General features: G+C 68.5%; 17 protein-coding genes and 4 pseudogenes. 14 read left to right on the forward strand and 7 right to left on the reverse strand.

The genetic code is table 11. The features are described 5' to 3' along the window. The 6 genes and pseudogenes from ACWEVS_RS44420 to ACWEVS_RS44445 form a co-directional block, all read left to right on the forward strand. Positions 1 to 196: pseudogene (locus ACWEVS_RS44420) on the forward strand (cytochrome P450); the annotation flags it as partial. A 129-nt stretch (positions 197 to 325) separates the two neighbouring features. After that, positions 326 to 1336, forward strand: a complete 1011-nt coding sequence (locus ACWEVS_RS44425) for a hypothetical protein (protein ID WP_452557071.1) — start codon at positions 326 to 328, stop codon at positions 1334 to 1336. A gap of 456 nt (positions 1337 to 1792) precedes the next feature. Then, on the forward strand, positions 1793 to 2050 hold the full coding sequence (locus tag ACWEVS_RS44430) for a hypothetical protein (protein ID WP_452557072.1): 258 nt from the start codon (positions 1793 to 1795) through the stop codon (positions 2048 to 2050). 144 nt (positions 2051 to 2194) lie between these two features. Further along, the gene (locus ACWEVS_RS44435) at positions 2195 to 2857 is read left to right on the forward strand and encodes a 3'-5' exonuclease (protein ID WP_452557094.1); all 663 of its coding nucleotides are present in this window, start codon (positions 2195 to 2197) and stop codon (positions 2855 to 2857) included. A gap of 54 nt (positions 2858 to 2911) precedes the next feature. Then, positions 2912 to 3249, forward strand: a pseudogene (locus tag ACWEVS_RS44440) (mycothiol-dependent nitroreductase Rv2466c family protein). Positions 3250 to 3465: 216 nt separating this feature from the next. Further along, positions 3466 to 4281: a phosphotransferase gene (locus tag ACWEVS_RS44445; RefSeq protein WP_452557074.1), complete on the forward strand. Its 816-nt coding sequence runs from the start codon at positions 3466 to 3468 to the stop codon at positions 4279 to 4281. Positions 4282 to 4392: 111 nt separating this feature from the next. On the opposite strand, the gene ACWEVS_RS44450 is transcribed toward ACWEVS_RS44445, so the two are convergent. The 3 genes from ACWEVS_RS44450 to ACWEVS_RS44460 all read right to left on the reverse strand — a co-directional run bounded on the left by ACWEVS_RS44450 (position 4393) and on the right by ACWEVS_RS44460 (position 8424). Continuing rightward, positions 4393 to 5589, reverse strand: coding sequence for an NAD(P)/FAD-dependent oxidoreductase (locus tag ACWEVS_RS44450; RefSeq protein ID WP_452557076.1), 1197 nt, complete (start codon positions 5587 to 5589; stop codon positions 4393 to 4395). A 94-nt stretch (positions 5590 to 5683) separates the two neighbouring features. Continuing rightward, positions 5684 to 6625 (reverse strand): RNA polymerase sigma-70 factor, encoded by a 942-nt coding sequence (locus ACWEVS_RS44455; RefSeq protein ID WP_449927044.1) that lies wholly within the window; start codon positions 6623 to 6625, stop codon positions 5684 to 5686. 830 nt (positions 6626 to 7455) lie between these two features. Beyond that, positions 7456 to 8424 (reverse strand): hypothetical protein, encoded by a 969-nt coding sequence (locus tag ACWEVS_RS44460; protein ID WP_452557078.1) that lies wholly within the window; start codon positions 8422 to 8424, stop codon positions 7456 to 7458. Positions 8425 to 9129: 705 nt separating this feature from the next. Between ACWEVS_RS44460 and ACWEVS_RS44465 the strand changes: the two are divergent. Continuing rightward, positions 9130 to 9511: pseudogene (locus ACWEVS_RS44465) on the forward strand (IS5/IS1182 family transposase); the annotation flags it as partial. A 58-nt stretch (positions 9512 to 9569) separates the two neighbouring features. Here ACWEVS_RS44465 and ACWEVS_RS44470 read toward each other — a convergent pair. From ACWEVS_RS44470 to ACWEVS_RS44480, 3 genes are all read right to left on the reverse strand, one after another. Continuing rightward, positions 9570 to 10715 carry an RNA polymerase sigma factor gene (locus ACWEVS_RS44470; RefSeq protein WP_449927047.1) on the reverse strand — a complete coding sequence of 382 codons (1146 nt, stop codon included), beginning with the start codon at positions 10713 to 10715 and terminating at the stop codon, positions 9570 to 9572. 65 nt (positions 10716 to 10780) lie between these two features. After that, on the reverse strand, positions 10781 to 11188 hold the full coding sequence (locus ACWEVS_RS44475; RefSeq protein ID WP_449927049.1) for a YciI family protein: 408 nt from the start codon (positions 11186 to 11188) through the stop codon (positions 10781 to 10783). Positions 11189 to 11206: 18 nt separating this feature from the next. Further along, positions 11207 to 11632 carry a hypothetical protein gene (locus ACWEVS_RS44480; RefSeq protein WP_452557080.1) on the reverse strand — a complete coding sequence of 142 codons (426 nt, stop codon included), beginning with the start codon at positions 11630 to 11632 and terminating at the stop codon, positions 11207 to 11209. Between the two features lie 265 nt (positions 11633 to 11897). Between ACWEVS_RS44480 and ACWEVS_RS44485 the strand changes: the two genes are divergently transcribed. The 5 genes from ACWEVS_RS44485 (at position 11898) to ACWEVS_RS44505 (ending at position 15597) form a co-directional block, all read left to right on the forward strand. Beyond that, positions 11898 to 12572 carry a DUF4142 domain-containing protein gene (locus ACWEVS_RS44485; RefSeq protein WP_452557082.1) on the forward strand — a complete coding sequence of 225 codons (675 nt, stop codon included), beginning with the start codon at positions 11898 to 11900 and terminating at the stop codon, positions 12570 to 12572. 17 nt (positions 12573 to 12589) lie between these two features. Continuing rightward, entirely contained in the window at positions 12590 to 13222 is a 633-nt protein-coding gene (locus tag ACWEVS_RS44490; RefSeq protein ID WP_452557084.1) for a class F sortase, read from the forward strand. A 286-nt stretch (positions 13223 to 13508) separates the two neighbouring features. Then, a complete protein-coding gene (locus tag ACWEVS_RS44495; RefSeq protein WP_452557086.1) occupies positions 13509 to 14324 on the forward strand; it encodes an NAD(P)H-binding protein in 816 nt (271 codons plus the stop codon). Next, entirely contained in the window at positions 14321 to 14722 is a 402-nt protein-coding gene (locus tag ACWEVS_RS44500) for a pyridoxamine 5'-phosphate oxidase family protein (protein ID WP_449927059.1), read from the forward strand. The genes ACWEVS_RS44495 and ACWEVS_RS44500 overlap by 4 nt, the downstream gene beginning before the upstream one ends. Before the next feature lie 11 nt (positions 14723 to 14733). Continuing rightward, the gene (locus ACWEVS_RS44505) at positions 14734 to 15597 is read left to right on the forward strand and encodes a haloalkane dehalogenase (protein ID WP_452557088.1); all 864 of its coding nucleotides are present in this window, start codon (positions 14734 to 14736) and stop codon (positions 15595 to 15597) included. Between the two features lie 210 nt (positions 15598 to 15807). Here ACWEVS_RS44505 and ACWEVS_RS44510 read toward each other — a convergent pair whose 3' ends face one another. Then, on the reverse strand, positions 15808 to 16347 hold the full coding sequence (locus tag ACWEVS_RS44510) for a DUF4262 domain-containing protein (RefSeq protein WP_452557090.1): 540 nt from the start codon (positions 16345 to 16347) through the stop codon (positions 15808 to 15810). Here ACWEVS_RS44510 and ACWEVS_RS44515 point away from each other — a divergent pair. Beyond that, on the forward strand, positions 16346 to 16681 hold the full coding sequence (locus ACWEVS_RS44515; protein WP_452557092.1) for a hypothetical protein: 336 nt from the start codon (positions 16346 to 16348) through the stop codon (positions 16679 to 16681). The genes ACWEVS_RS44510 and ACWEVS_RS44515 overlap by 2 nt on opposite strands. Before the next feature lie 171 nt (positions 16682 to 16852). After that, positions 16853 to 17037 (forward strand): annotated as a pseudogene (locus ACWEVS_RS44520) (cytochrome P450); the annotation flags it as partial.

Here is a 17037-nt window from a genome sequence, read left to right on the forward strand (position 1 = left end):
GGCCTTCGGCGGCGGCGCCCACGTGTGCCCCGGCGCGGGCCTGGCACGGCTCGAGGGCGCCTTGGCGCTGCCTGCCCTGTTCGACCGCTATCCCCGCATGGCGCTCGCCGTCCCCGCCGCCGACCTGATGCCCGTCCCGTCGCTGTTCTCCAACTCAGTCCAGGCACTGCCCGTCGTCCTGACACCCACCACCTGACCACAGCGCATCCGCACACCGAGGCGGCCCTCGCCTCCTGGCCGCCCCTACGGCTTCGAGCGGGCGGCGCGCCGCCATCGGTGCCCTCAGCATGCCCTCACGCCCTACAGAAACGGCCCTACGACTGTCATGCCGCGGATCGGCTACAGCCTGCGGGAGCCCGGCCCCGGCGCCTGCCTCGGCGACCGGCTTGCCCATCCCCGCCTCCTCATCGACGCCCTGGCCGGCGACGGCCACGACATGGTGCCGCTCGACCAAGCCGCCCGCTCGCCCGACAAAGCCTCCGACCTCCCCACCATCAGCGTGCTGCTGCTGGAATGGCAACCCGACCCCACCACGACGCATCCAACCCACCACGCGCCCACGCACCAGCGCCTGCAACTCCAGCGAGACCTGCTGGCCCACTACACCAGCCGGCGCGCCACCCCCACCCTGCTGTGGGACACCAGCAGCGCACTACCCAAGACCCACCCGCTGCGCCGCACCCGCCACGTCACCGTGTGCGACATCGGCCGCCGTTTCGGCGCCCGCCGGCTCCTGCCGCCCATCCCCGTCCCCGTGCTGAAGGCTCCCGACGCTGACACCCTGGCCAGCAAGCCCAGAAGGTTCACCATCGGCTACGTCGGCGACCTCGATACCCGCCGCCATGCCGGCAACACCTTCCTCACCCCCGCCCTCCGGCAGTTCCCGCATCTCGTTGTCGGGGCAGGAGGCGCGCCGGCCGCGTGCCGGCCACCGCACGCGGCCGCCTCCCTCTGCTGCAGAGACGTCTACAGCCAGAGCCTGGCAACGATCCTGCTACCCCCGGATCACGGCACCGCCGGCACCGAGGTACTACAGCAGCTCGCACAGGTGATCACGGCCGGGTGCATCCCCTTGATCCCCATGGTTCTGAGGCCGCTCGATCAGTTCGTCACAGGCCGGCTGCTCATCGATAGCAAGCGCACCATGCTCGAAAGCCTGCGTTGGCTCAGCAGCATCGCCCAAACGGCCGAACACGCCGCGCTACTCGGCGACTGCCTGGATCGGCTCCAGCGCTTTCGCCTTACCCGACAGCACGCCGCCCTCCAATCAATAATCACGCCCCTCCTTGGATTGGCGCACCGACGCGGAAGCCAGCCTATGTACCGACGGCTCTGATCCCTTGATGGGCTGAGCAAGGCCTCACAACCTTCCGTGAGGCTCAGGCGTCGGAGCCGCGCTGTCGCAGAGTGGACGGGCAGACACTGACCGGGGAACGTCTGGCCGAACTCACGGGCTGGATCGGGAGGAAAGCCCACACCTCTAAGATCGAGAACAGCCTCCAGCTCCCCACCGAAGACGACATCTGCGCATGGGCTTTTCGAAATAGCATTGAGCTGCGCAAACTCCCCGTCCAACATCATGTGCACATCGCTTCCCGGCGGCTCCGAGGAACAGGGGAAGTGCAGCCTCGGACGACCGCGCAGGCGCAACTGCCGTTCGGCTTCCGCCCCTTTCCGCCCGCGGAAAAGTTGTCGCCATGTTCGTTGCCCAGCACAGCAATGCCCTTGCCACAGCAGGCCAGCCCAACCTGCCGCCGTCGTCGTGCCGATGACGGCGGCCGCAGTTGCCTCCATGCTGTTGAAGGAGGAGCTGGGCAAGCTTGGCATCTACGCGGACGTCAACCAGCACTGCTGGTACGGCGGCGCCGCCGTACCAGGCCGAGGTGGATGGGCACGGCGCTGCAATGGGCAGCGCGACTACCGATGGACGCGCGTCTACGCCGTCTTCCCCGCCGACGACGTCGAGTCAACCGCACGACGCGTAGCCCAACGCTATGCCGAACAGCGAGAAGCCGAACCCTTGATCGGCCTGGCTGAGCACCTCGCCTGATCAATGCCCTATCGACTCCGCCAGCGCATGCCGCGCGTTGCCTGCCTCATCGTCAATGGCGGCACACGACGGCTGGCACTCAGGCATGCTCTCCTCGATGAAGCGGGCGTGCAACGCCACGGAACTTGGGCGAACGGTGGATTCATGGGTGGCTTGACCGACGACCTGGCCTTTTTGGCGACGACGTTCGTGGTCATCGACTTCGAGGCGACGACCCCCAAGGGCTACCCCGCCCAGCCCATCGAGGTCGCCGCTCTCGCACTCCGCTACGAGCAAGGCGCCTGGACCACGGTCGGCACGAGTTCATCTCTGATCCGACCGCCCGCGTTCGCCCCAGTGACGCCAGCCGTTACGGCCCAGACCGGCCTGACCCCCGGGCAGCTGAGCCAAGCCCCAAGTCCAGCCGAAGCGCTGGGCGCGCTGGATCGGCGGTTCACGGCGGGCAAGCAGTACCTACTGGTGGCTCAACACGCCGCCACCGAAGCCAACATCATCTACAACCAGCGCGAGCACTGCCCGGCGCTGGCCCGCGTTGACCTTCTGGACACCATCCCGCTTGCCAAACACCTCATCCCAAGCCTGCCGAGTCACAAACTCGACACGCTGCTGGCACACTTCGCCATCAAGCAGCCGGCAGATCGCCACAGGGCCTACGCCGACGTCAATGTCACCGCGCAGGTGTTCTTCCGGCTCATCAGCGCCGCAGACGAGGATCCTCAGCTCAGCGACCTCGCGGCTCTGGTGAAAATCGCGGGGCGCACGGCCAAGTGCAACATGCCCGCCCAAGGTGGATTGTTCGACATCTAACCTGCCGACTGGAGAGGGCGCATGCGAAACCGGTCGGAGAGGACGGCGCTCACCATGACGATCAAGGAAGAGCCGGACCGCGAGGAGGTCCCGTTCTGGTTCGATCCGCTGTGCCCTTGGGCGTGGGTCACCTCGCGCTGGCTCCTGGAGGTCAAGCAGGTCCGGCCGGTGCGCCCTGATTGGCGGATCATGTGCTGGCCTACCTGAACCTCGTCCAACGCGAAGGCAAGGGACTCAGCAAGGCCTACCGGGACCTGATGACGAAGGCATGGGGTCCGGTGCGGGTCTGCGCGGCAGCCGATGAACACAGTGGCCGCGGCGACCGCCATCGCCACGCTCCGCTGGTGGCCGGGATGGGGCAACGTCGTGGACGTCGGCGACAGCCGTGCTGAGATCGACGATGACCTCCCGATGGAGTGCGCTGGTCGAGCCACGCCATCGGGATCGGGCGGCACGCCGACGGCGCCGGCCGTCCCGGCTGAGACCCACCCGGGCGACGCGCCTTGCCGCGGCTGGGCGACGTCCTGCATGATCGACTCTTCGGCAAGGCTGGGAGGGCGGATGCGGGACAACGGCTGTCGGCACGGCAGGCTCGGCGGCGCGGGCGCGTGAGGGATCGGCTGATCGAGATCGCCGCGGCGGTCCTGCCGGGGACGCCCGTGGACGGCGCCGTCCTGGCCGGCGGGCAGTTCCACGACGTCGTGCTGCTGCCGGGCGTGGCGGCCGTACGGGTGGCGCGCCACGAGAGCGCCGCGGCCGAGCTGCCCAGGCGTACGGCGCTGCTGGCCCGCCTGGCCGCGCTCGGCCTCCCGTTCCGCGTGCCCGAGCCACTCGGTCCAGTCACGACGGTCGACGGCCTCGCGGCCGTGGCGCTGAGCTGGGTCGGCGGCGCCGCGCACCCCAAGGGCAGCGGCGATCCCGTACGGCTGCGCGGACTCCTGGAAGCTCTCGCGGCCGTCGACGTCGCCGCCGTCGAGGACCTGCTGGACGTCCCGCACGCCTACGCGGGACGGGAACGCTGGGAGGAACTGCTCCTCGAGGAAGTCCTGCCCAGGCTGCCGGGTCACGTGCGCGGCGAGGCGCGGCGCAGGATCGAGGCCGCCGCCGGACTGGGGCCGGTGCCGGCCCGGCTCGTCCACGGCGACCTGGCGGGCGACAACGTGCGCTGGGGGCCGGACGGCGCCGTGGTGGGCGTCCTCGACTGGGACCTCGCCTCGCCCTTCGACCCCGCGGTCGACGCCGCCTGCCTCGCCTGGCACGGGTGGGAGGCGGTCGCGGCGGCCGTCGACGGCGAGACGTACCGGAGGGCACGCGTGTGGGCGGCGACCTTCGCCGTCGAGGGGGTCGGCGCCGCGCTGCTGAAAGGCGAGCCGGTGGATCGGCAGATCGCGGCGGCGACCCGAACGCTGGAAACCATGGGGTGAGGCGCTGCACGACCGCTCGGACAGGCGAGCCGGCCCGCGCCGCTGCCTGTCCGCCCAGGCGTCGAGACAGGGCAAACCTGTGCCCGCCCCTCGGCGAGGCCGGACCGAAGGTTACGCCGTCTCCCCGACGGCCGAGACCGCCGCGGCCCGCTGCCGGGTGACGCGGCGGCGCCGGGTCGGCAGCCGGAGCGTCGGGTTGGCGACGGCCCATGCGGCGCTCTTGCAGATCAGCTCCTTGTAGACGGCGGCGAGCCGTCCGGTCAGGACCGCCCGCACGGCGCGGTCGTCGGCGGTGACGTACTGGATCAAGCCCTCCTGACGGCCCAGCGAGACGCACTGGTTGAAGTAGCGGATCGGCACGTTCGGGAGCTTCCCGCCGGTCAGGCGCGCCGCGATCGCGCCGGCGGCCTGCCACGCGGTCGGGGTTCCCGAGGCGCACGACATCCGCAGCGGCTTGCCGCCGGGACCCGTCACCATGGCCGCGTCGCCCACGGCGTACACGTCCGGGTGCGAGACCGAGCGCATCGTCCCGTCGACCACGATCTGGCCGCTGGCGGTGACCTCCAGGGCGGTCGCCTGCGCGATCGGGTGGACCGCGAAGCCGGTGGTCCACACGGTGACCGCGGCCGGGATGACCTTGCCGTCGGCGGTGGCGACGTGATCGGCTTCGACGCCGGTGACGGCGGCGTGCTCGTGCGCGGTGATCCCGAGCTTGCCGAACACTCTGCGCAGGTGCTCGCGGCCCTTGGGCGAGAGCCAGTCGCCGAGGCCGCCGCGGGCGACGAGGGCGACGTCGAGGTCCGGCCGGGCCTCGGCGATCTCGGTGGCGGCCTCCAGGCCGGTGAGACCGCCGCCGACGACGACCACGGCCTGCCCGGCGTCGAGGCGGGCCAGGCGCTCGCGCAGCCGGAGCGCTCCGGGACGGCCGGCGATCTCATAGGCGTGCTCGGCGGTCCCGGGGACGTCCTGGGCGTTCGAGCCGCTGCCGAGGGCGTAGACGAGCGTGTCGTAGGCGAGCTCTCCGGCGCCGTTCGCGTCGACGACGGCGACCGTCTTGCGGTCGACGTCGACGCCGGTGACCTTCGCGAGCCTCAGTTCGACGCCGGTGCCCGCGAACATCTCGCTGAACGGCCGGGGCCTGAGGTCCTGGCCGGCCGCCAGCTGGTGCATGCGGACGCGTTCGACGAAGTCGGGCTCGGCGTTGACGAGGGTGATGGCCACGTCCTCGCGGTGGAGCCGCTTGGCGAGGCGGCCGGCGGCGACGGCTCCGGCGTATCCGGCTCCGAGGACGACGATGCGGTGCTGCATGTCCTTGCTCCTGTCCTACGCGGGTTCGCCCCTTGAACCGGGCAGCCCGCCGTTTCCTGACAGGAACGCGATGTGAAACACCTCACATGACGGGTCAGACGCTGAACAGGGGCTCCCCGTGGTCGGTGGCCGCCCACTGCGCGGTCGCGCGTTCGAGCTTGTCGGGGTTGACCTGGTGACGGAATGCGGCGATGCCCTCGGCGGTGACCTCCAGACACATGACGCCGACGACCCGGCCGCCCACGACGGCCACGACGGCGGGGTCGCCGTTGGCGGTCCAGGCGTAGATCTCGGATGTGCCGCCGACCAGGGCGCGCTTCGCCTTGCCGGGTTTGAACAGGCCCCACAGGAACCTCGCGACCGCGACTGCGCCCTCGAACGCCTTCGCACGGGCCGGGACCTTCCCGCCGCCGTCGCCGACGGAGACGGCGTCCGCTGTGAGCAGGCGCACGAGCGGCTCGGTCCGGCCGCTGGTGGCGGCCGCCAGGAACTCCTCGACGATCCGCCGGGCGGTGGCCTCGTCGATCTCGGTGCGGGCCTTGCCGTCCGCGACGTGCTTCTTGGCACGGTGGAAGATCTGCTGGCTGGCGGCCTCGGTGACGTCGAGGATCTCGGCGATCTCCCGGTGCGGGTAGTCGAAGGCCTCCCGCAGCACGTACACCGCCCGCTCGTTGGGGGAAAGGCGCTCCATGAGGGTGAGGACCGCGTACGAGACCGATTCGCGCTGCTCGGCGGTTTCGGCCGGGCCGAGCATCGAATCCCCGCCGAGCAGCGGCTCGGGAAGCCATTGGCCCACGTAGGTCTCCCGGCGCGCCCGCGCGGAGGTGAGCTGGTTGAGGCACAGGTTGGTGAGGGCCTTCGTCAGCCAGGCCTCGGGGACCTCGATACGGTCGACGTCGGCGGCCTGCCAGCGCAGGAACGTCTCCTGCACGGCGTCCTCCGCCTCCCCGGCGGAGCCGAGCAGACGGTAGGCGATGGCTTCCAGGCGCGGCCTGGAAGCCTCGAACCGGTCGACGTCGTTCACGGTCAAGGGCATGGCCCGATCCTAGGCCGCGCGGCATCGACCGCCGCGGCGGGCCCTTCGCCGTTCGATACGCCATCCGACCTCGCCGACGCAGGGGATTGCTGTGATCTCGGAGCCCATCCGCGCCCGACGGCGAGGCGCCGTAGCCTTCTCAGGCGCCGACGGCAGCCACTGAGTGCCGCCGTAAACATCGCCTTCGGTGTCGACTCCTGCCAGGCTTACCTCTTCAATGGCTTTAGCGAAGCTGCGACTCCCGACCACTTGGCCGATGACGACCCAACGCACCTTCTTGGGATCATCAGCGCGGCAGACGGCGATCGGCACGCACTAGGGCAAGGTCCGTTTCGACGTTCAGGTGACGCAGCTTGGCCTGACCCAGGTCTCGGCTCGTACTCAGACATTGGGAGATCAGCATGAATGGGACCGGCTCATCGACCGGCTGTCTGTCCTGCGGCGTACGCAGAGAGAAGCCGAGTTACACCGTCAGCGCGGTGATTCACGTCAGGCAGCGGCCGGAACCGGCCGCCACCCCGCCCTCACCGAGCGCCTTCTGATCACTGTCTTGCACCACCGTCTCGGCCTGCCCCGGGCAGTTCTTGCGGACCTGTTCAAGCCCTCATGACCGCCAATCGGGCCATCCGCCAGATCCGGCCCCTCCTCGAACACGCTGGCTACGCCCATCACATTCGCCCATTAGCGCTTCTGCACCGCAGCAGACCTCACCGCCTACGCCCTCAGCACCGGCGCGACACCACACACGACAAACTCAGCGCGTTAATTCTCCGAAAGCCATTAGTCAGACCCTGCTATCATGCCAAGCTTAGCCCACCTGTTGCCAATCTTTAACCCAGCTCAAGCGCCACAAACCGGAGTGCTGCAAGGAGCGGAACGGAACCAGAGTTTCGAATATCTTCCGGACAAGAGCTCGAGGATGCGACGGATACCCCGGAAAGCAGATCTTCTTTTAGGGTGGCAAGATTTACAGGGAGAGCTCGAACGCTGCCAGTATACAGAAGCTCCGCAATCTTCACATACCGATCTTCGACGTCTGCGGACGAAATAGAAAGTAAACTCACGCCGAAAAATTCTGGCTTGGCCCCCCTCTCGACCCATCGGCCAAATCCGAGTATATGCGTGCTCTGAATATCCGGCCCATATACTCCCACCTCTTCTGCCAGTTCACGCTCCATTGCGCGAATCACGAGACCCTGCAGCGAATCACCGCCTCTATAGTCATTTGGTAGAATAGTGCCACTACCTGAGGGTGCATAGAGCACCTTACTTGAAAGATTATTCCTACCCTGAACACAAACGACTATGCACCCATCAGTTGTTACCGCTACGGTCGATACACCAATATGATTGGAGAGTCTACTCTCCGCAAAGCTCCGAAGAGTTAGCGTCCTTGGATCGAACACTTCTTTCTCGTACAGATTAGTTTCGACCCCCGTGTCGGCTCGAATGATCTTATAGGTGCAAAGCTCGTTCGAGCACAGACTGTCAAAATATCGTGCCATCCTGATAATGACAGCAGGATGCCCTCCAGCTGCGTCGCCTACAGTGATGTCTGAAGCCATGGCCATCAATCCGCCATTAAATACGATGCTCCCCTTACTAGTAATCCTGAAGGCCTGGGTCGCGAACGCTTTTAGATCGCGCGGAAGGCGGTATGGCCTCTCATTCAACTTCAGCAGGATGGGTCGCTTGCGGAGGAGTGAACTCGCAACTTCGTCTACAAGAATTGTTCCCCGATGCGGTAGCTCTATCCATTCGACCGCCTTACTATGATAGTGGGCTTTCAGGTCGGCCACCGGAACACTTATTTTAACAAATTGGAGCCGAGGACATCTGGTCACGGCCCCATGAATCCCACGACCGAAACTAATCAACGCTGCAACGATACTCAACATTGCCAAAAATAGCGCGGAGCCTAGATTTGACGACACGAGCATGAAACAAGCTAGAGCAATCCCCGTGGCTGTGATTAAAATAGCCAATGCACCTAAATAGAAGAATCTGACATAGTGCCACTTCGCCCTCAGTTGGCGAGGAATTTCCAGCCATGCGACCATTCCCCGCTTGATGGGATCATTTGTAGCCATGCCGAACATGCCTCCCGCGAGTGCCAGTCACCCTTTTTGGATGACGCATGTCTAATAATGAGAAATTAATAACATTATATCCCGCTTGGCCTTTGCGCTCGGCATGCCTTGCCGTGGAGGATATATCTTGCGCCTTAACATACAAGCGCTTTCGAAGCTGCCAACAGTGGCCGAGAAGGAGTTGCAGGAAAACGCAACTACAGCCGCAATGACCCCGATCACGCCCCCGATGCTGTTGCAGTTACGCAGTACACCGTAGAAGACGAGCCGAGGTGCGGCCGCAGGGCTCACTCGGTTGGAGTCTCGTACGCGATCTCGATGCCGGCCGAGCACAGATGCGCCTCGACCAGCGCGGGCCTGCCGTCCGATTCCGGCGGCGGCTGGCCGCTCCACCCGGCCGGACCGTCTGGTCGAGCCGTCCGCGAGATGATCGCGCAGACCGGCGTACTCAAGGGGCGGCAGCGGCGGGCGCTGGATTCCACGGTGCTCGATGACGCGGTGTCACCCAAGACACGGTCACCCAGCTGATCGCCGCGATCCGCCGGGGGATCCGCCACGTGCCCGGGCGCCGCGCAGGTCGCCGCAGTCTGCTGCACCGCCCACGAATTATGCCGACCCGGGCAAGCCACGGATCGCCTGGGACGATGAGCAGGCCCGGGCCGCGCTGGTGGACGTCCTGGCCACCGACGCCATCCGGCTGCTGGCCGGTCTGCCCGTCCAATCGATGGAGGAGCAGGCCGCCACCGCGGTGGGCCTGCTGGCGTTGGTCGCCGGCCAGGACGTGGAACTGGCCGAGCCCTTCGCCGTTCGATACGCCATCCGACCTCGCGGACGTCGCCTCGCCCAGGCGGAGCTCACGGACGCAGCAGTTGCCGCACCCGTGCCGCCTCCCGCGTGAGGTGGTCGCGCTCCGGCACGCTGGTAGCGGCGCGGGAGGCCTCGGCATACAGCTCGGCGGCGTGCTCGAGGTTCCCGGCGCGTTCGTGCAGGTATGCCGTCACCGCGGCGTAACGCGGCAGGTCGGGGCGCACGTCAGCCAGCGCCGCCAGGCCGGCCTGCGGACCGTCGGCCTCCCCGACCGCCACCGCGCGGTTGAGCCGCACCACCGGGCTGCCGGTGAGGAGCAGCAGTTCGTCGTACCACTCCACGATCTGCACCCAGTCCGTCTCGGCTGCCGTCCTGGCGTCCGCGTGCAGGGCGGCGATCGCGGCCTGCGCCTGGTATTCGCCCAGCCGGTCGCGGGCCAGCGCGGCCTGCAGGATCGTCACCCCCTCGGCGATCAGGCCGGTGTCCCAGCGCGAGCGGTCCTGCTCACCGAGCGGCACCAGGCGACCTCCCGGGCCGGTGCGAGACGCGCGGCGCGCATGGTGCAGCAGCATGAGCGCGAGCAGCCCCGCGACCTCGGGCTCGTCGGTCAAGGCGACGACCTGGCGGGTGAGGCGGATCGCCTCGGCCGCCAGGTCGACCTTTCCGCTGTACCCCTCGTTGAAGACGAGGTAGAGCACGCGCAGCACCGTCCCCAGATCGCCGGGCTGGTCGAGCGGCAGCCCCGCGATCCGCCGCTTGGCCCGGCTGATCCGCTGCGCCATGGTCGCCTCGGGGACGAGGTACGCCGTCGCGATCTGCCGCGTGGTCAGGCCACCGACCGCGCGCAGCGTCAGGGCGACGGCCGAGGTCTGCGGCAGGGTGGGGTGCGCGCACAGGAAGTAGAGCCGCAGCGTGTCGTCCGTGGCGGGCACCGGACCGGCGGGCGGCTCGACCTCCACGGCCAGTTCGCGCCCCCGCCGCGACGCCTCGGCACGGGCGGCGTCGAGGAACCTGTGCCACGCGACCGCGACGAGCCATGCCTTCGGATCGCGCGGTGGATCGTCCGGCCAGGTTTCCAGCGCCCGGATCAGGGCCTCCTGCACGGCGTCCTCGGCCGACGCGAAGTCGGCTCCGCGCCGGACGAGGACACCGATCACCCCGGGCACGAGCTCCCGCAGCAGCGACTCTTTCACTCTTTTACTTTTTCACTTTTTCACTCGGTCACTCGGTCTCTGCTCACTCGGTCCTTGGTCCGTGGTCACTCGGTCACCGTGGGCGCCTCGGCGAGAAACGGCCGGACCTCGAGCCACTCGTGGATCGGCTCGCCGCCGGCCCCGGGAGCGGCGGACAGTTCCCCGGCCAGCTGGACCGCGCGATCCCAGGACTCCACGTCGATGACCATCCAGCCGGCGATGAGGTCCTTGGTCTCGGCGAACGGTCCGTCGGTCACCGGTGGGCGCCCCTCGCCGTCGTACCGCACGAACGCGCCCTCGGGCGCCAGTGCCTGTCCGTCGACGAACTCACCCGTCTCCTCCAGGCGGGCCGCGAAGTCGCTCATGTACTGCACGTGCGCGTCGACCTCCTCCGGCGTCCATCGGTCCATCGGCACACAGTTGACAGCGGGGGTGGGGCCGCCTCGGTAGTGCTTCAGCAGCAGGTACTTCATGGTGGTTCTCCCTCTTCGTCACGCGGCCCACCGTGGCCACTCGTGTCCCTGGGACGAAGCCGACACCACATTCTCGACATCCAGCGGCGCACAGATTTCCAGAACCTTCTTCTGGCCGTCACCACCCCTGCCGAGCCGCCCGTACCGCATGCCGCCGGCGACGAGGGCGATCGATTGAGCCACGGACAGATGGCGTCCTCCACGAGGTGGGCGTCGGACACAGGCCCGCACCCTCCACCGCCGGGCAACCCGAAAAGAGGCGCAGACATGGGTCGAAGCCGGGAGCTCCTTGATCTCCGGCGTCTTGTTCTTCATGGCGTCGATCAGGGCCGCCTTGTCGACGGGCTTGGTGCCGGCATCGCCTGCGGTGCCGGCACCTCCTCCGCAGGAGAAGCTGCCGAGACCAGGGCGACGGCCGTAAAGGCCATCACACAGGTTTCGCATCGTTCTCCCCTCATGCTCTCGCCCAGGACGTGCCGTTCGTTTCTATGAGCCGTCACAACGAGCGGATGTGACCGACGAAAGATCACGATCTTCCAATGGGACGGCTCTCACGCCCGAGGCGCGGCAGGGACAAACCGTGCATGCGATAAGTAATCAGATAATCACCAAATGTCACTGAATGTGGCGTGGTCCACATGTGCCCCCGAACCCCCGGGAACAGACAAAACGGGCAGAAGGCCCACAAAACGGGTGTTGGGGGGTTCGGATGTCACTGCGCGTCCCGTTCGTAGCGGTCGCAGTCGCGGCCGCCACGCTGCTCCTGGCCACAGGCCTGGCGGCGTCAGCGACGGCCAAGGTTCCCGAGCAGGACACACTCTTTCTCCGTCAGGCGCACCAAGGAAACCTCGCCGAGATCGCCGCCGGAACCGCCGCACAGGAGAAAGCGGAGGCCGACGTCGTCCGGGCTATCGGAGCCGATCTCATCGCCGACCACACCAGGCTCGATGCCGCGCTCAAGCAGACCGCGCGCGCCTTGCGGGTGTCACTGCCATCACGACCGTCGGCGAACCAGCGGGCCGCTCACAAGCGGCTGGCAGCCCTGTCCGGCGCCGCCTTCGACCAGGCGTGGACGCAAGCGATGATCGAAGGACACCGGATGGCGCTGCAGCTGGGCGAGCGGGAACTACGGGAAGGCACCTCGGCGAAGGCCAAGGAGATCGCCTCATCCAGCGCACCGGTCATCCAAGGGCATCTGGACCGGTTGCTCGAAGCGCAGAAGACGCTGGGCGCACCACGGGCGGTTCCAGCCGGCGACGGCGGCCAGGCCGGCGCCGGGACGATGCGGCAGCAGGGCCTCGGCTCCGGCGTGCTCGCGGCCGGCCTGGCGCTCGCCCTCGCCGGCATCGTGGTGTGGAGGCGTGCCCGCGTGAGGCAGCGCTGAAGCAGGCGGGTGCGACGATGACGCTGCTCGGTACGGTGCTCGCCTGCTGCGGCGGCACCGTGCTGCTCGGCAGCGCCCTCACCCCCGCACCCTCATCACTGAACGCCGGTCTCGTCCCGTCAACCGCGGCCGGTCTCGTCCCGCCGACTGCGGCCGGTCTCGTTCCGCCGACTGCGGCCGGGTCCAGCTCGCGCGCCGGCGGTGGAGGTTCGCCGCCGGTGCGCCTCCGCATTCCCGCCCTGCAGATCAGCGCGGACATCCGTCCGGTCGGCGTGGACGCGCACGGAGCTTTGCGGGTCCCCTCAAGTGCGCGCGTGCTGGGCTGGTGGAGCGGCGGGGCCGGTCCTGGATCCGGCGCGGGCCGCGTAGTGATCGCTGGACATGTCGACTCCATCCGGCAAGGTCCTGGGGCCTTCTTCCGGTTGACCCAAGTGGTGCTGGGACAACAGGTGCTGCTGCGTACCGCCGACGGACGCTCCCGCTCCTACCGCGTCGTCGCTCGCCGCTTCTACCGCAAGGAGCAACTTCCAGCACAGGTCTTCGCCCGCACGGGTCCGCCGTGCCTGGTACTCATCACCTGCGCGGGCCCTTTCGACCGACGAACCGGCCACTACCGGGACAATTTCGTGATCTACGCTTCGCCCGCCTGAAGACCACGTACGTCAATGGGCAAACCCATGCGGTCCCGTCCGAACGTGATCCCGCGATGCGGGCGGTCCGGCCCATCAAGCCTGTGCTTTCGACGAGGCGTGCACCTGCGCGGCTCCACCGAACCCACCCCGGCGATGACCGAGGCCCGCCAACCCGAAGGGCGGCATGACGGCGGGGACATCGCCGTCGAATAAGTTGGCTGACTGACTGTAGACGCCTGCCTTCGGCGACTGCTACGGTTCCAATCAGTCAGCCAACTAACTAACTCACTCACGGAGACCTCCCATGATCGTTGTCACTGGCGCCACAGGTAATGTCGGACGCGAGCTGACCGGATCGCTCGCCGCCGCCGCCGAACAGGTGACCGCGGTGTCCCGCCGCCCAGGGCCACTGCCGGAAGGGGTACGGCACAGCGCCGGCGACCTGGCCGACCCGGCGAGCCTGAAGGCGGCCTTCACCGGTGCCGACGCGTTGTTCCTTCTGGTGGCGGGCGAGGATCCGCAGGAGATCCTCGAAGTGGCCAAGGCGGGCGGGATCCGCCGGGTGGTGCTGCTGTCCTCCCAGGGCGCCGGGACCAGGCCGCAGGTCTACCGCCATGCGGTCACCTTCGAGGAGGCGGTCCGGGCCTCCGGGCTGGAGTGGACGATCCTGCGCCCGACCGGGTTCGACTCCAACGCCCTCGCCTGGGCCGAACCGATCCGCGCCGAACGCACGGCCGCCGCCCCCTTCGCCGACGTGGGACTGCCGACCATCGACCCGGCCGACATCGCCGACGTCGCGGCCGTGGTGCTGCGGGAGCCCGGGCACGCCGGTCGCGTCTACGAGTTGACCGGACCCGAGCCTGTCACCCCGCGGGAACGCGTCTCGGCGATCGCCGCGGCGCTGGGCGTGAAGGTGCGGTTCGTGGAGCAGACCCGCGAGGAGGCCCGGGCGCAGATGCTGCGGTTCATGCCGGAGGCGGTCGTCGAGGGCACGCTCGCCATCCTCGGCGACCCGGCCGAGGCCGAGCGGCGGGTCAGCCCGGACGTCGAGCGGATCCTGGGGCGCGCGCCGCGCACGTTCGCCGAGTGGGCGGCCCGCCACGTGGCGGCGTTCCGATGAACGCCCCGGCCGCCGCCCTGAGCCCGCGCGTCGCCGCGTTCCTGGCCGAGCCGTACGTCGCGACCCTCACCACGTTGCGTCCCGACGGGTCCCCGCACGTCGTGGCCGTCCGGTTCACCTGGGACGCCGCCGCGGGCCTGGCCCGGGTGCTGACCGTCGCGACGACGCGCAAGGCACGCAACCTGCTCGCCCGGCCCGGCGGTCGGGCCGCGCTCTGCCAGGTCGACGGCTACCGCTGGGTCACCCTCGAAGGCTCCGCCACGGTGTCGGACGACCCGCCGCGGGTGGCCGAGGCCGTCCGCCGCTACACCGAACGCTACTTCTCGCCGCCACCCGCTCCACCCGGCAGGGTCGTCCTGGAGATCGCGGTGCACCGGCTGACACAACTCAACATCTGAAGGAAAGCACGATGCCGAACCAGCAAGTCCTCGACTCCACAATGTTCTATCGGGAGACCGGCGCCGGGAGACCGATCGTCTTCCTGCACGGCAACCCGACCTCCTCCCACCTGTGGCGCCATGTCCTGCCCGCCATGGGACCGGGACGCCTGCTGGCCCCCGACCTGATCGGCATGGGCGAGTCCGGCAAGCCGGACGTCGAGTACACCTTCGCCGACCACGCCCGCTACCTGGAAGCCTGGTTCGACGCCCTCGCGCTGGACGACGTGGTCCTGGTGGGCCACGACTGGGGCGGCGCGCTGGCTTTCGACTGGGCCGCACGCCACCCGGGCCGGGTCAGCGGCATCGCCTTCACCGAGACCATCGTCAAGCCGATGACCTGGGAAGAGTTCCCCGAGGGCGGCCGCGAGCTGTTCCGGGCCATCAAGACCGACGGCGTGGGAGAGAAGATGATCCTCGACGACAACGCCTTCCTCCTCCAGGGCCTCCCCGGCACGATGGCCACCGCGATGTCACCGGAGGATCTCGAGGTGTACGGCCGGCCGTACCCGACCAGGGAAAGCCGCCTGCCGCTGCTGCGATGGCCACGTTCGATGCCTCTGGGCGGCGAGCCGGAGGACGTCGTGGCCAGGGTCGAGGCCTACGACAGGTGGCTGGCCACCAGCGTCGAGGTGCCGAAGCTCCTGATCACCTTCCGGCCCGGTCCTGGCACCATGATGGGCCCCGCGCTCCTCGACTGGTGCGCGGCCACCATGGCGAACCTGGAGATCGCCGCGCACGACGCGATCGCCGGACACCACACGCCCGAGGACCAGCCCGAGGCCATCGCGTCGGCGATCCGGTCCTGGATGGATGCCCACGGCCTGGCTCCCTGACGGACAGGATCAACGCCCAGGTCCGGATCTCCCCGGCCTGGGCTGTCTCATGAGGGCTGCGCCATCGTGAGCTGGGCTGCGGGGAGCCTGACCGGCACGGCGCCGAACCCCTGGGACCCGCCGACACCTGGCAGCTTGGGGCGAAGGCCGCCTACGACGTGTCCGATCGCCGGGCAGGGCACTCTAGCGTCGGTGGTGCGGCGCGCGTGCTCACAGGTCTTGCGTCCATACGCCGGGAAGGTGTTCGTCGGGTCTCAACCACAGGTGGGGCTGGTGGTCGCGGTAGCGGTCGTCCCCCTCCGGTTGCCAGGGGAAGACGCCATCCGGGGCAGGCCATACGACCTGGAGGAACGGGAAGGGCGGCCGCTGGTAGAAGTCGATCGCCGTGCCGAAGAAGGCTCGATGCCAGCGATGGTCGACTGCCTTGAGAGCGACGGGGTGCCGGTCGACGATGTCGTGCCACTCTTGACCAGCCTCCAGCGTCAGGCCGGCGGCCACCTTGTCGCCGAGGGCGTTGAGGCAGGTCTGCATGTCGTGGATGTCCAGGCCGAACATGGCCAACTCGGGTGAGCGGTAGTGGTGCCACAGCCCGATGGTGAAGGCCCAACCCGGCCCGTGCTCGTCATGGGGAATCATCACGACTTGCCAGCCGTGCTCCTGAACCTTCTCGATCGTCAGCTGAGCACGACGATCCAGCTCGCCGGGGTCGTTGCAGAGGACACAGTGGCATGCGGTCAGATCGACAGGCATGGGCGTGAGCGTACGGGATGTCAGTGAACAGGGCGGCCTCCAGTCCGCCCTCGATCTGGGCGAGACAGTGCACCAGGGACTCTCGGCGCATCGTCATGTCCTCCGTGGTGACACCGAGACCGGGAAGCCGGTCCCAGATCGCGCGGGCGCGGTCGGGTGGCACGGCCCGAACGCCGTTGGCGAGCCGGTGCAGCGTGTCGCGCCGCGCCGTCAGATCGTCGATGCGGCCGGCGAGGCGCCGTTCGACGTCGACGAGCGCGGCGCCGAACCGGTCGGGATCGGCGTCCGGGGCGAGTCCACGGTGCTCGTCCGATCAGCGTGCGCCCTGACCTGATGCCAAGGGCAGCGAAGTCCGGTCATGTCCGCCCGCCCTCAACCCCGAAACCGGCGAACAGGGGGCGCCGTAGCATCCGCGGGCGGCGATCAGGCCTGATGCGGTGTCGTGTCAGCGCCGTGTCAGCACGGCAACGGCCCGGTATCAGGGCGGTCGGGGATGGTGGACGCCATGGAACACACCGTCACCACGCTGCCGACCTCGCGTCAGCCCGGCTGCCCCTTCGACCCGCCCAGGGAGCTGATCGAGGCGCGCGAGCACGGTCCGATCAGCCGCTTCCCCTTCCCCGACGGGCACGAGGGCTGGCTGGTCACCGGATTCGACCTGGTCAGGGCGGTGCTGGCCGACCCGCGGTT

The sequence above is a fragment of the Nonomuraea sp. NPDC003754 genome (genome assembly GCF_053605785.1).

What these genes read in the sequence shown, in the direction of transcription:
- ACWEVS_RS44425 (WP_452557071.1), top strand. Translation starts at nt 326, where the DNA reads ATGCCGCGGATCGGCTACAGCCTGCGGGAGCCCGGCCCCGGCGCCTGC.
- ACWEVS_RS44430 (WP_452557072.1), top strand. Translation starts at nt 1,793, where the DNA reads ATGCTGTTGAAGGAGGAGCTGGGCAAGCTTGGCATCTACGCGGACGTC.
- ACWEVS_RS44435 (WP_452557094.1), top strand. Translation starts at nt 2,195, where the DNA reads ATGGGTGGCTTGACCGACGACCTGGCCTTTTTGGCGACGACGTTCGTG.
- ACWEVS_RS44450 (WP_452557076.1), bottom strand. Translation starts at nt 5,589, where the DNA reads ATGCAGCACCGCATCGTCGTCCTCGGAGCCGGATACGCCGGAGCCGTC.
- ACWEVS_RS44455 (WP_449927044.1), bottom strand. Translation starts at nt 6,625, where the DNA reads ATGCCCTTGACCGTGAACGACGTCGACCGGTTCGAGGCTTCCAGGCCG.
- ACWEVS_RS44475 (WP_449927049.1), bottom strand. Translation starts at nt 11,188, where the DNA reads ATGAAGTACCTGCTGCTGAAGCACTACCGAGGCGGCCCCACCCCCGCT.
- ACWEVS_RS44480 (WP_452557080.1), bottom strand. Translation starts at nt 11,632, where the DNA reads ATGCGAAACCTGTGTGATGGCCTTTACGGCCGTCGCCCTGGTCTCGGC.
- ACWEVS_RS44485 (WP_452557082.1), top strand. Translation starts at nt 11,898, where the DNA reads ATGTCACTGCGCGTCCCGTTCGTAGCGGTCGCAGTCGCGGCCGCCACG.
- ACWEVS_RS44490 (WP_452557084.1), top strand. Translation starts at nt 12,590, where the DNA reads ATGACGCTGCTCGGTACGGTGCTCGCCTGCTGCGGCGGCACCGTGCTG.
- ACWEVS_RS44495 (WP_452557086.1), top strand. Translation starts at nt 13,509, where the DNA reads ATGATCGTTGTCACTGGCGCCACAGGTAATGTCGGACGCGAGCTGACC.
- ACWEVS_RS44500 (WP_449927059.1), top strand. Translation starts at nt 14,321, where the DNA reads ATGAACGCCCCGGCCGCCGCCCTGAGCCCGCGCGTCGCCGCGTTCCTG.
- ACWEVS_RS44505 (WP_452557088.1), top strand. Translation starts at nt 14,734, where the DNA reads ATGCCGAACCAGCAAGTCCTCGACTCCACAATGTTCTATCGGGAGACC.
- ACWEVS_RS44515 (WP_452557092.1), top strand. Translation starts at nt 16,346, where the DNA reads ATGGGCGTGAGCGTACGGGATGTCAGTGAACAGGGCGGCCTCCAGTCC.
- ACWEVS_RS44510 (WP_452557090.1), bottom strand. Translation starts at nt 16,347, where the DNA reads ATGCCTGTCGATCTGACCGCATGCCACTGTGTCCTCTGCAACGACCCC.